Genomic DNA, 12,285 nt, shown 5'->3' on the forward strand with positions numbered 1-12,285 from the left:
GGTGCTTTTGTGTGTGGCCTGCGGTCACCGCCGCCGCACCAGCGGGAACGGCAGCGTCTCCCGGATCGACAGTCCCGTCAGGAACATCACCAGCCGGTCCACCCCGATCCCGAGCCCGCCCGTCGGCGGCATCGCGTACTCCAGGGCCCGCAGGAAGTCCTCGTCCAGCTCCATCGCCTCCGGGTCGCCGCCCGCCGCCAGCAGCGACTGCGCGGTCAGTCGGCGCCGCTGCTCGATGGGGTCGATCAGCTCCGAGTACGCCGTGCCCAGCTCGGTACCGAAGGCCACCAGGTCCCAGCGCTCGGCGAGGCGCGGATCGTGGCGGTGCGGACGCGTGAGCGGCGAGACGTCGGTGGGGAAGTCCTTGTAGAAGACGGGCAGCTGCGTACGCTCCTCGACCAGCCGCTCGTACATCTCCAGCACGATGTCCCCGCGCCCGTCCTCCGGCCGGTGCGGCACCCCGGCCGCGTCGCAGTGCCGGCGCAGCGCCCCCACCGGGGTGTCCGCGTCGACCTCCTCGCCTAGCGCCTCGGAGACCGCGCCGTAGACGGTCTTCACCGGCCACGGCCCCGAGATGTCGTGCTCGACCGGCCTGCCCCCGGCGTCCGCCCGCAGCGCCACCGCCGACCCGTGGGCGGCGACGGCCGCGGCCTGGATCAGCTCGCGCGTCAGGTCCAGCATCACGTCGTAGTCCGCGAACGCCTGGTACGCCTCCAGCATCGTGAATTCGGGATTGTGCTTGTACGAGACGCCCTCGTTGCGGAATGTGCGGCCCATTTCGAAGACCTTCTCCATGCCGCCCACGCACAGCCGCTTGAGATACAGCTCCGGCGCGATCCGCAGGTACAGGTCGAGGTCGTAGGCGTTGATGTGCGTGGTGAACGGCCGGGCGTTGGCGCCGCCGTGGATCTGCTGGAGCATGGGCGTCTCCACCTCCAGGAAACCGCGGTCGAGCAGCCCCTGGCGCAGCGCCTGCACGGCCGTGCTGCGCGCCCGCACCGTCCGCCGCGCCTCCGGCGAGACGGCGAGGTCCACGTAACGCATCCGCACCCGCGCCTCGGGGTCGCTCAGGCCGTGCCGCTTGTCGGGCAGGGGGCGCAGGCACTTCGCGGTCATCCGGGCGTTGCTGACGAAGACGGTGAGCTCACCGCGGTCGGTGGTGCCGATCTCGCCCTCCGCCTCGATGTGGTCGCCGAGGTCGATGTGCGTGGCGAAGCGCCGCAGCCCCTCCCGGCCGCAGTCCTCCCGGGCGAAGGTCAGCTGCAGGTCGCCGGACCAGTCGCGCAGCACGGCGAAGGCGACGCCGCCGTGATTGCGGACCAGCAGCACACGGCCGGTCACCGTCGCCCGCTCACCCGTACGGGTGGACGGCTTGAGCCCCGCGTGGGCGGCACGGATCGCGGCGAGGGTGTGCGTGCGGTGCGCGTCGACCGGATACGGTTCCACGCCCGCCGCCCGCAGCAGCTCCAGCTTCCGCCGCCGCACCCGCACCTGCTCCGGCAGACCCGCGAGCCCCTCCCGCCCCGCCTCCTCGGCCCCGGCCTCCAGGCCGAGCTCGGAGAGCGGCGGCAGCCCCGCGGTGGACGACGGGCTGGTGATGCCCCGGGCCCGCCCGCGGTTCCACAACTGGCCCAGGCTGGGCACCGCGACGAACCCCTCGGCGATGCCGGCGGCGAGCCCGATCCGCGCCAGCGCGCCCGCGTCCGCGTAGCAGAGGAACCGCGGGTGCCACTCCGGGTTGTACTTCACGTTCGAGCGGTAAAGGGCCTCCAGCTGCCACCACTTGGAGAAGAACAGCAGCAGCTTGCGCCACAGCCGCAGCACCGGCCCCGCCCCGATCCGCGCGCCCTCCTCGAACGCGGAGCGGAACACCGCGAAGTTCAGCGAGACGCGCTTGACCCCGAACCGCCCGGCCTGCGCGCACAGCTGCGTGACCATGAACTCCATGACGCCGTTGGGCGCGGCCCGGTCACGGCGCATCACATCCAGCGAGACCCCGTCCCGCCCCCACGGCACGAACGACAGCAGGGCGATCATCGTCCCCTCGCTGTCGAACGCCTCCACCAGCAGGCAGTCGCCGTCGGCCGGATCGCCGAGCCGCCCCAGCGCCATCGAGAAGCCGCGCTCGGTCTCGGTGTCCCGCCAGGCGTCCGCCCGGTGGATGACCTCGCCCATCTCCTCGTCGGTGAGCGCCGAGTGGCGCCGGATGCGGACGGTGGCACCGGTGCGCTCCACGCGGTGGACGGCCTGCCGTGTCACCCGCATCTCACGCCCGTCCAGGTCGAACGTGGCGACCTGCAGGATCGCCTCGTCACCCAGCTGCAGCGCGCCCAGGCCCGAGCGGGCGTACGCCTTCGCACCCGCCTCGCTGGCTCCCATCACGGCCGGCTGCCAGCCGTAGCGGCCCGCGACCTCCAGCCACGCGTCGATCGCCGGCGTCCACGCCTCCGGATCGCCCAGCGGATCACCGGAGGCCAGGCAGACACCCGCCTCGACCCGGTAGGTCACCGCCGCCTTGCCGCTGGGGGAGAAGATCACGGCCTTGTCCCGGCGGGTCGCGAAGTAGCCCAGCGAGTCCCGGCCGCCGTAGCGGGCCAGCAGGGCGCGGATCCGGGGCTCCTCGTCGTCATGGAGCGCCGCCTCCAGGCGCTGCGAGCGGAAGAGGGACATGGCGGCGTTGAGCAGCGCCAGCGCGCCGAGCAGCCCGAGCAGGAAGTACAGCCAGTGCGGCGGGTGGCCGGTGAAGTGCCGGCCGCTCACCAGCCCGCCGCACACCTTGTTGGCGACGAACAGCAGCCGGTTGCCGCCCCCGGGCTCCAGCGACCCGGGGAACAGCGACACCAGGCCCCAGCCCACCAGGATGGCCACCGCGAGCCCCGCCGCCAGCACGAGCGAGGCCCGCAGGAACGCGCCCCGCCGTGACGCCGCGTAGAACTCCCGCCGGGCCAGGACCAGCAGCGCCATCGCGGCCAGGCACAGCACCAGCGAGGGGATCGTGTCCCAGTAACCCACCACCAGCAGCAGGACGTCCGCGACCAGCAGCAGGGTCAGATAGGCGAGGACGAACCAGAGCGTGACCCGCTTGCGGGCGGCCATCGCCGCCGCGAGGAGCAGCAGGAAGACGGCGTAGGCCAGGTTCGGGGCGGTGGGGACGGTCAGCGTGTCCAGCGCCTCCGTCAGCGGCAGCGCCGCCCGCCGCAGCGGCATGATCAGCGAAGTGATCGCACAGAACAGCCCGAGGGCGCCGAAGAAGATCGCGAATCCGTTCGGCACCCGGTGCAGCAGCCGCCGCCACGCGGACTCGCGCTCCCCGCTCTCCCGGTCCTGCGGAACCGGTGCGGGCCGCTCCGCGGAAGGCCTGCTGTCGGCGGCTGTGCGGCTCATTCCGCCAGCCTAGGCACCCGGCGGACGGCTTGCCTGCCGAGTGGGCGCGCGGCCGGTCGGCCACGCGCCGGCCGAGCTCCCCGGAGAGCGCGCCGCCCCCGGACGGAAGCGGAGCAGGAAGATCCCGCCGAGACTGTCCCCGCAGATCATCACGTCGTCGCCGACGTCCATCGCATGCACGTTCCCGGCCGTCGGGAAGCTCGCGATGTTGCGCTGCTCCGGCACGTCCCAGACCCGGAGGTAATTGTCCGCTCCCGCGGTGACCAGCAGGCCCGTCCGGGTGAAGGCGAGCTTGTGCACCATCATGGCGGGACGGACGGGTGACAGCACTCCGACGAGCTCCTTGCTCTCGGTGTCCCACAGCCACACGAGGCCCGCCAGGCCGGCCGCAGCCAGGATCCGGCCGCTCGGGCTGAGCGCCAGGGCCATGAGGGAATCCTGCGGGCCGTCGGGCAGCGAGGTGACGTGCCGGCAGACACGCCGACCGGGATCCCAGTGGCGAATGCGGCTGCTCTCGGCCGAGACCACGAGTCCCGGCCGTGCGACGACGGCCACGACGGGCTCCTCGTGGCCCTTCATCACCCCGACGCATTCACCACGCGCCGGATCCCAGAGCCGGATGCTTTTGTCGTCCGAGCCGGACAGCACAGTGGGGCCGTCCGGGGACACGGCCAGCGCCCGGACCGCATCGTCGTGGCGTCCGAGAACGGTGGTCGCTCCGGTGATGAGAGCACAGCGCCGAACGGTCCCGTCGCCGTGACCGGAGAACACATGCCGCTCGTCCGGAGCAAAGGCGACGCCATGAACCTCGCTCCCGCGCACACCGAAACTGCCCACCCGCCGGGCCGTGCCCACATCCCACAGGTGCAGACGACCCGCGCTGTCGCCCACCACGGCCCGGCGGCCGGACGGGGCGAGCACGGCCTCGTGCACGGCGTCGGCGGCCGGGGTGTGCGCTGTGGAGGCAGGGAGCCCGTCAAGGTCCCCGAGGTCCCAGAGTTTGACCTTCCCGTCCCAGGCCCCGGTGAGAGCACGGCGCCCGTCAGGCGTCACCGCGACAGCACTCAGGGCGAAGGCATGCCCACGCACCGCCGCCCGGCACGAGCGGGACGGCACATCCCAGAACCGCACCTCCCCGTCGGAGCTCCCCGAGACGCAGCAGCTGCCGTCGGCGCTCATTCCGAGCGCGTCGACCGAATCGGCGTGACCCGGGAGATCGGCCCTCCACTCGCCCTCTTCCCAGACCTTGACGAGCCGGTCCTCCGCACCGGAGACGATCAGCCTTCCGTCGCCCGTCATCGCCAGCCCGTACACGGCCCCGTCATGCCCTTCGAGCACACGGGCGCACCGGCGGTTCGGTACGTCCCACAGCCGGACGGTACGGTCCTTGCTCGCGCTGACCGCCAGGCGCCCGTCATCGGTGATCGCCACGGCCAGCACCTCGTCGCCGTGCCCGCCGAACACCGCATGGGGACACCGTCGTTCCAGATCCCACAGCACGACGGTCTCGTCCCCGCCGGAGACCGCCCGGCGTCCGTCCGGGGTCATGGCGACGGCACGGATCACCTGGGAGTGCTGCGTCGGCGACAGCGTCTCCGGCACCCCCGTACGGAGGTCCCACAACTCCAGGTCGTGCATCCCGGCCGCCACGATCCGCAGGCCGTCGGCGCTCAGTGCGACGGCGGTCGCGTACGGCTGGCCGAGCCTGCGGACACATCTGCCGGTCTCCAGGTCCCACACCCGAAGCCGGTGCGTGAGATCGACGGAGACGGCGGTCCGTCCGTCGGGCGTGATGCCGACGCCGGTCGTCAACGACCCGTAGTCGTAGAGCGTACGGACCGGGGCGAGGGGGCTGTCATCCGCGGGCTCCTTGTTCAACAACTCCAGATACGGCTCGTCGATCTGCAGGCGCTGCGCCGTTCTGCCGACCGGATCGCCCCGCGGCCGGTTGACGGCCTGCTGGGCGAACAAATGCGGGCCGACGCCCAGCACATGGCTCTGCTCGTCCAGAAAACGACGCCACGGGCCGATGCCCGGGGCTCCCAGGGCATCGGCCCGCGCGAACTCGGCGAGCAGCTCGTAGAGCAGTCCCGCCCGGCACTTGGCACCGAGGAAGGCCATGTCCGTCAGCAGCGCCCCGGCACGACCGAGCTCCTGCAGATCCAGCTGCATGCGGACCAGCTCGCGCAGGACCGTGCGGCGGGACTCCTCGTCCATCCCCGCGAGGGCGCGCTCCATGTCAGCCATGCGACTGCTCATCCATGCGACCCCTCATCCGTGCGACCCCTCAGCCATGGGACTGCTCAGTCATGGGACTGAAGCCTGTTCCACAGGGCGTCCGCCGCCCGGTCCAGTGCCTGGCGATGGGTGACGGTGAGTTCCCCGACCTCTTCCTTTTCCCGCAGGAAGTCACGGAAGGACTGATGGTAGATCCGGTATCGGGTACGGGGTCGTCCGTCGAGCTCGGTCTTGTCGGCCACGAGGAACTGCCCCCATTGGGCCAGCAGGGAGACGGTGCGCAACGGATCCGGGACCCCGGCGAACTCGGCGATCGCGCTCGCCGTGAGGGGCGTGTCGACCGTGGTCAGGGCCATGAGTACGGGTAGTTGCTCTTCCAGCCGGCCGCCCGACCGCATCAGGCGCCAGTGGTCCTCGTAATAGTTCTCCAGGCCCTGCGGAATACGGGTGTCGTCATAGCGCCCGGAAATCACCTCGGGCAGTACGTGCCGGAGGTACATGAAATTGCCCTCGGACCGCTCGGTCAGCAGCCTCACGAACCCGTCGCTCGTCAGCCGCCTCGCGGCCATGAAGCCACCCGCTCGGGCGGCCGCCGAGCCTACGTAGGCGCGGATGTCGGCGAGGTTCTCCGCAGAGCCCGCGTCGATCCTGAACGGGAGGCGCGCGCAGTCGACGCGCAGCGGGACCGGGGAACCGTCGCGGACCGTGGCGACGACGAAGACGCCCGGGGGCAGCAGGGTCGGCAGGAAGAGCACATTGGCCATCTCGTGGTCCGACGTCTCGACCTCGTCGAGACCGTCCACCACGATGACGCAGCGCTCGCCGTCCGCCAGCCGCTCCGACACCTGGTCGAGCACGGCCGACAGGAATCCGGCATCACGGTGGGCGTCGGGAGGCAGGTCCGTGTACGGCAGGCCGAACGCGGCGACAAGCTGGGCACAGACGCTGCGCAGGAACATGTCGGCGCGGTTGACGCCCTCGGCCCGCACGTTGAAGTGATGGACGTGGCCGCCCCGGCGGACCAGCTCGGCTGCGATCGCCGTCTTGCCCACGCCCGGCTTCGCCAGAACCAGGAAGTAGCCGCACGGGTTGCTTCCGGTGAATGCCTCGAACGCCTCGAACACAAAGGCGCGGCCCACAAATCCCCGGGTCCGCTCGTTGATCAGCCGGGTCCACGAACGGACGTGCAGGGAGAGCGCGGGATGTACCGACCGGACCGCGTCGGCCAGCCCGGCCAGGCCGCTGCCCGTGAGCCTCGTCAGGTTGGCCAGGTTCTCGACGAGCTGCTGCAGGGCCTCCGCTCCGGCCTCGGAGCTGTCGGCGATCGCCTCCAGGGACCGCTGCGCGAACACCGGCCGGAACACCTCCTCCTCCCGCAGCTCAGCGGTCAGATGACCGAGCAGGATCGCTGCTTCGGCAGTGAGGTCCGCGGATACCGGCCCGTCCAGAGCGGCACGCCAGTGAGCCGCGATGACAGCCGGATCGGGAGCTGCATCGGGGCGGAGCACCTTACCGAGCTCGGCAGTGACCTCCTCGTCCGACAGGGGGCCGCGCCGGGCGAGCAAGGGCTTGGCCAGGGCGAGCCGCTGGCCGGTGGAGCCGTAGAGCTCGAGCGCTCTGGCAAGCGCGCGCTGGAAGGCCGTGACGGCCGGATCCCGTTTGAGCTTCTCCCACGCGGCGCCCGTGACCTTGCCCGAAAGCGATCCGATGGCTCCCGTGGCAACGGCCTTGAGGAGCGCACCGACCGCGATCTCAACGACCACGGGACCGCGTGGAGAGTTCCGCCGTACCTGAATGGAGTACACCGTTTGCGCAGGCCGCGGCGCATGGTGGGACAGACTGACGTACAACCGCTCCGCCGAGGAGGTTCGCCATGGCCATTTCGATCTCCGTGGTCCTGTTGTTGCTCGTCCTGGTGGTCGTGTTCATGCGCAGCGGCTCGCTGCGCATGTCGAACGCCCTGGTTTGTATTTTGCTCGGTTTCCTCCTCGCGAGCACGAGCATCGCGCCGACGATCTCCGACGGCCTGTCGACGACCGCTCGCCTCGTGAGCGGCGTACGGCCTTGATACGGCCCGGACGGATACGGGCCCTGAACGGCGCCCGGGCCGGGCCCGCTGTCAGGGGATCCGGCCCGGGATGCCGCCGCGCGGCGCGCCTAGCGCCCGATCTCGACGTCCTCCAGGACACCCAGGGCATCCGGCACCAGGATCGCCGCCGAGAAGTAGGCGCTCACCAGATACGAGGAGATCGCCTGCTCGTTGATGCCCATGAACCGGACGTTGAGGCTCGGCTGGAACTCGTCCGGAATGCCGGTCTGGTGCAGGCCCACGACCCCCTGGTTGTCCTCGCCGGTCCGCATGGCGAGGATCGAGCTCGTTCCCGACTCGCTCACCGGGATCTTGTTGCAGGGCAGCAGCGGCACTCCGCGCCAGGAGCGCACCGAGGAGCCCAGGACGTCGATGGACTTCGGGTAGAGCCCGCGGCTGGTGCACTCACGGCCGAACGCGGCGATGGTGCGCGGGTGGGCGAGGATGAACTGGGTCTTGCGGCGGCGCGCCAGCAGCTCGTCGAGGTCGTCGGGGGTGGGCGGGCCGGTGCGGGTGTGGATGCGCTGGCTGATGTCGGCGTTGTGCAGCAGGCCGAACTGGCGGTTGTTGACGATCTCGTGTTCCTGGCGCTCGCGCAGCGCCTCGACCGTCAGCCGCAGCTGCTGCTCGAGCTGGCTCATCGGGTCGTTGTAGAGGTCGGCGACGCGGGTGTGCATCCGGAGCACGGTCTGGGCGACGCTCAGCTCGTACTCGCGGGGGGAGAGCTCGTAGTCGACGAAGGTGCCGGTGATGGAGGGCTCGCCGGCGTGGCCCGAGGTGATGGCGATGTCGGCCTCACCGCGCTTGTTCTGCGGCCGCGCCGGGCGGGACGAGTACGCCGCGACGTGCTCGCGCAGAGCCTCCGACCGCTCGGCCAGCTCCTGGAAGGCCTGCAGGGGAAGGGCCAGGACCGTGCAGCGCGTGACGGCCCGGACGGTGAACCCCCAGGTGCCGTCCGGCTCCAGGGGGACCTGCTCGCCGAAGTAGTCGCCGTCGGCCAGCACCCCGAGCACGGTCTCGTCGCCGTACTTGCCGGTGCCCGTCTTGTTGAGCTTGCCGTGGGCGACGAGGAAGATGTGGTCGGCCGGGGCGCCGGCCTCGACGAGGGTGTCACCGGCCGCGTACTCGCGCTGGACGAAGCCGTTGGCCAGCGCCTCCAGCGTGTCGTTGTCGCCGAAGTCCCGGAGCAGCGGCAGCTCTCCGAGCTCCGGCGGGATGACCCGGACCTCCGAACCGGTGGAGATGAACTCGACCCGGCCGTCCCCCACGGTGTACGTGAGCCGCCTGTTCACCCGGTAGGTGCCGGCGGATACCTGTACCCAGGGCAGCACGCGCAGGAGCCAGCGGGAGGAGATCCCCTGCATCTGCGGTACGGACTTGGTCGTCGTGGCGAGCTGGCGTGCCGCTGTGGTGCCGAGGCTGAGCTGTGCCTCCGGGGCCGGTGCGGCCTGGCCGGACTCCACTGACGTGGTCATAGCTGATGATCACCCATCTGTGTGCGGTACGAGGCGCGGATTCGCGGTGCGGGGCGTGGTGCGGGCGGCCTCCGGCGGCTGTGGCCGGAGGCCGGGGCGGCGACCGGGGTCGGAGCCGGGGGTCTGATGCCGGGGTCGGTGGCCGGGGTCAGTGGCCGATCTCGACGTTCTCCAGAATTCCGAGGGCGTCCGGCACCAGCACGGCGGTGGAGTAGTAAGCACTCACCAGATAGGAGATGATGGCCTGTTCGCTGATCCCCATGAAACGCACCGAGAGGCTCGGCTGATATTCATCGGGAATTCCCGTCCGGTGCAGCCCGACGACGCCTCGGGATTCCTCGCCCGTGCGCATGACGAGAACGGAGCTGGTGCCGTTCTCGGAGATCGGGATCTTATTGCACGGGAAGATGGGAATTCCGCGCCAGGCGGGCACGGAGTGGCCGCCGACGGCGGCGCTGTCCGGATAGACCCCCCGGCTGTTGAACTCCCGGGCGATCGCCGCGATCGTGCGCGGGTGGGCCAGCAGGAAGCTCGGGTCCTTCCAGACCGTGGCGAGCAGCTCGTCGAGGTCGTCCGGGGTGGGCGGGCCGCTGCGGGTGTGGATGCGCTGCTTGAGATCCGCGTTGTGCAGCAGGCCGAACCGGCGGTTGTTGACCATCTCGTGCTCCTGGCGCTCGCGCAGCGCCTCGATGGTCAGCCGCAGCTGCTGCTCGACCTGGTTCATGGGCTCGTTGTAGAGGTCGGCCACGCGGGTGTGGACGCGCAGGACCGTCTGGGCGACGCTCAGCTCGTACTCACGGGGAGAGAGCTCGTAGTCGGCGAAGACGCCGGGCAGCGCCGGCTCGCCGGAGTGGCCGGAGGCCACGTCGATGGCGGACTCGCCGTACTCGTTCTGCGGGCGGGCGGTGGCGGTGCGGAACGCCTCCACATGGGACCGAAGCCCGGCCGATGCCTCCATGACCTCCTGGAACGCCTGGCGCGGCATGGTCAGCACGGTGCAGGCGGTGACGGCCTTGACGGTGAAGTCCCAGTCGCTCTCCGCCGCCGCGGCCAGGGCCTTGTCGCCGAAATAGCCGCCGTCGGCCAGGACGCCGAGGACGGCCGGATCGCCGTACTCGCCCTCACGGACCTTGTTGAGCTTGCCGTGGGCGATCAGGACCACCTGGTCCGCCGGCTGCCCGGCCTCCACGACGACGTCCCCCGGCCGGAACTCCCGCTGGGTGAAGCGGCCCGCGAGCGCTTCGAGGACCTCCGGGTCGCCGAAGCCGCGCAGCAGCGGGAGCTCGCCCAGCTCCGCCGGGATGACCCGGACGTCCGCGCCGGTGGAGACGAACTCCACCCGGCCGTCGCCGAGGGTGTGCGTCAGACGCCGGTTGACCCGGTACGTACCGCCCGGGACGTGCACCCAGGACAGCATGCGCAGGAGCCACCGCGAGGTGATTCCCTGCATCTGAGGAACGGACTTTGTCGTGGTCGCCAGATTCCGTGCGGCCTCGGTGCCCAGACTCAGCCGGCCGGCACCGTTATTGCCTTCGTTACCGGTCTCCACTGACGTCGTCATATGCGAATGCCCACCCATCCGTTATGGAAACAGGCCGCAGCGGGCCTGCTCAAGAATTCCCCTGCCCGCCCTCGAAGTTATCAGTGGGATATCGGTGGGCGCAGTCACTCAAAAGGGTGGATTGATCGATCATGTTACGTTCGGACGAAAACCCCGACACCGTTTGCCACCGGCCGCTCCGCCCCGCCCGACGGATGATTGCGGACCGCCGTCCGGCCGCTGTCCGGATCGCGGGTGACCAGCGTGCTCGAGCCGCCGCCGTCGAGGTTGACGGCGTCGTCCGCGCCGAGATCGCGCATCAGGTCGGCGAGCTCGGCGACGGTGAGCCCCGTCCGGTAGTCGGCGGCGCCGTCCAGCGCCAGAAGGTAGAACAGCCGTCCGTCGTCGCCCAGGCCCGCGGCGGTGCGTACGGCGGAGGTCGAGCCGTCCAGTCCGGACAGCGGCCGGCCGTCGCGCAGCACGGGGAACCCGCCGATCGCGAAGCGCAGCGCGCCCCGGTGCGCCGCCTTCAGCCTGTCCTCGACGCGCACGGCGTCACCGACCTTGAGTCTGCGCAGCTCCCGGGCCCCCGCGTCCCGCCCGACGAGCACCAGTGTGCCGGAGGCGATCGCGCCGTGGCCGGGCTTGTGCGCCGCGGCCGTCACCTTGCCGTGCCGCACGGTCAGTTCGTAGGTGTCGTTCGTGCAGGGCGCGCCCCTGCTGGCGTCCGTGCCGCAGGTGGCGCGGAGCCGTGACGCCGAGCCCCAGGAGGGGGTGTACGCGCCGATGCCGCCGACCGGCAGGGCGTACTGGTTGAGCCCGCGCAACGGCAGCGTCCTGCCGTTGGCCGTCACGGTGCCCTCCAGGGTGAGCCGGTCCAGCCGGCCCCTGTAGTCGGTGCCCAGGCCGATGACGTCCCGTGTGGACACGCCCGGGGGCATCGCCGGCCCGAAGCGCTGCCCGTTGGGCACGGCCGCGCCCAGACGGCGGCCGCTCGCGATGGACGGCCCGACCGGTGCACCCGTCGCCTCGACCCCCGGGTGCTGGGTCTCCGTGATATTGAAGAAGTCGCCGTTGACCCCGGCCACGGCGCCCCGGGCGGCCGCCATCCGCGAAACCGTCGACCTCGCGGCGACGGAGCCCGGATACAGCAGGTCGAGCGAGACGCCCGAGCGGCTCAGATCGACCCTCAGCACATGCCCGTACGCCGGGCCGTGGGAGGCGGACAGGGAGAACTCCCGGTACTCCACGCCCGGCGCGACCGGGGCCAGGGTCCGGAACTGCAGTGCGGGCCGGTCGCTCGCATCCGCCAGGGCGGTGCCTCCGCCGATCAGCGAGGTCCACGCCACCAGAACCGTCAGCACCGAGCGCATACGTCTTCTGCGTCTCTTCACAGTCACCCCAGAGGTCTCGTCAACTCTGGCACGGTGCAGAACAGTTCACCATGCCCCGAAAGAACGACAGGGAACGCGCCGACGTCGACGCGGGCAACTCTCGGCACATCCCTGCCCAGAGGCCCGTCGGGCCCGGATACTCACAGGTGCCGGCACGTGCGGGCG

7 protein-coding genes are annotated in these 12,285 nt (G+C 71.1%); 1 reads left to right on the forward strand and 6 read right to left on the reverse strand.

Annotated features, from left to right (window positions below):
- Nucleotides 1-24: 24 nt before the first annotated feature.
- Genes lysX through IE241_RS04425 form a run of 3 tightly spaced genes read right to left on the reverse strand, consistent with a single transcriptional unit; the run spans nucleotide 25 to nucleotide 7,385 of the window.
- Entirely contained in the window at nucleotides 25-3,384 is a 3,360-nt protein-coding gene (gene lysX / locus IE241_RS04415; protein ID WP_190020207.1) for a bifunctional lysylphosphatidylglycerol synthetase/lysine--tRNA ligase LysX, read from the reverse strand.
- Nucleotides 3,385-3,393: 9 nt separating this feature from the next.
- On the reverse strand, nucleotides 3,394-5,631 hold the full coding sequence (locus IE241_RS04420) for a WD40 repeat domain-containing protein (RefSeq protein WP_190020208.1): 2,238 nt from the start codon (nucleotides 5,629-5,631) through the stop codon (nucleotides 3,394-3,396).
- Nucleotides 5,632-5,687: 56 nt separating this feature from the next.
- Nucleotides 5,688-7,385, reverse strand: coding sequence for a P-loop domain-containing protein (locus IE241_RS04425; RefSeq protein ID WP_190020209.1), 1,698 nt, complete (start codon nucleotides 7,383-7,385; stop codon nucleotides 5,688-5,690).
- Between the two features lie 110 nt (nucleotides 7,386-7,495).
- Between IE241_RS04425 and IE241_RS04430 the strand changes: the two genes are divergently transcribed.
- Nucleotides 7,496-7,690, forward strand: coding sequence for a hypothetical protein (locus IE241_RS04430; protein ID WP_190020210.1), 195 nt, complete (start codon nucleotides 7,496-7,498; stop codon nucleotides 7,688-7,690).
- An 89-nt stretch (nucleotides 7,691-7,779) separates the two neighbouring features.
- Here the strand turns inward: IE241_RS04430 and IE241_RS04435 are convergent, their stop codons facing one another.
- The 3 genes from IE241_RS04435 to IE241_RS04445 all read right to left on the reverse strand — a co-directional run bounded on the left by IE241_RS04435 (nucleotide 7,780) and on the right by IE241_RS04445 (nucleotide 12,099).
- Complete coding sequence (locus IE241_RS04435) at nucleotides 7,780-9,186, reverse strand: family 2B encapsulin nanocompartment shell protein (RefSeq protein ID WP_190020211.1); 1,407 nt, start codon at nucleotides 9,184-9,186, stop codon at nucleotides 7,780-7,782.
- Nucleotides 9,187-9,334: 148 nt separating this feature from the next.
- The gene (locus IE241_RS04440) at nucleotides 9,335-10,747 is read right to left on the reverse strand and encodes a family 2B encapsulin nanocompartment shell protein (RefSeq protein WP_190020212.1); all 1,413 of its coding nucleotides are present in this window, start codon (nucleotides 10,745-10,747) and stop codon (nucleotides 9,335-9,337) included.
- Between the two features lie 134 nt (nucleotides 10,748-10,881).
- Complete coding sequence (locus tag IE241_RS04445) at nucleotides 10,882-12,099, reverse strand: phosphodiester glycosidase family protein (RefSeq protein WP_190020213.1); 1,218 nt, start codon at nucleotides 12,097-12,099, stop codon at nucleotides 10,882-10,884.
- Nucleotides 12,100-12,285 lie beyond the last annotated feature (186 nt).

The sequence above is a fragment of the Streptomyces hiroshimensis genome (assembly GCF_014650335.1).
GTDB lineage: Bacteria > Actinomycetota > Actinomycetes > Streptomycetales > Streptomycetaceae > Streptomyces > Streptomyces hiroshimensis.

Coding starts and splice junctions, on each gene's coding strand:
- IE241_RS04420 (WP_190020208.1), bottom strand. CDS start 5,631: ATGGCTGACATGGAGCGCGCCCTCGCGGGGATGGACGAGGAGTCCCGC.
- IE241_RS04430 (WP_190020210.1), top strand. CDS start 7,496: ATGGCCATTTCGATCTCCGTGGTCCTGTTGTTGCTCGTCCTGGTGGTC.
- IE241_RS04445 (WP_190020213.1), bottom strand. CDS start 12,099: ATGCGCTCGGTGCTGACGGTTCTGGTGGCGTGGACCTCGCTGATCGGC.
- lysX (WP_190020207.1), bottom strand. CDS start 3,384: ATGAGCCGCACAGCCGCCGACAGCAGGCCTTCCGCGGAGCGGCCCGCA.
- IE241_RS04440 (WP_190020212.1), bottom strand. CDS start 10,747: ATGACGACGTCAGTGGAGACCGGTAACGAAGGCAATAACGGTGCCGGC.
- IE241_RS04435 (WP_190020211.1), bottom strand. CDS start 9,186: ATGACCACGTCAGTGGAGTCCGGCCAGGCCGCACCGGCCCCGGAGGCA.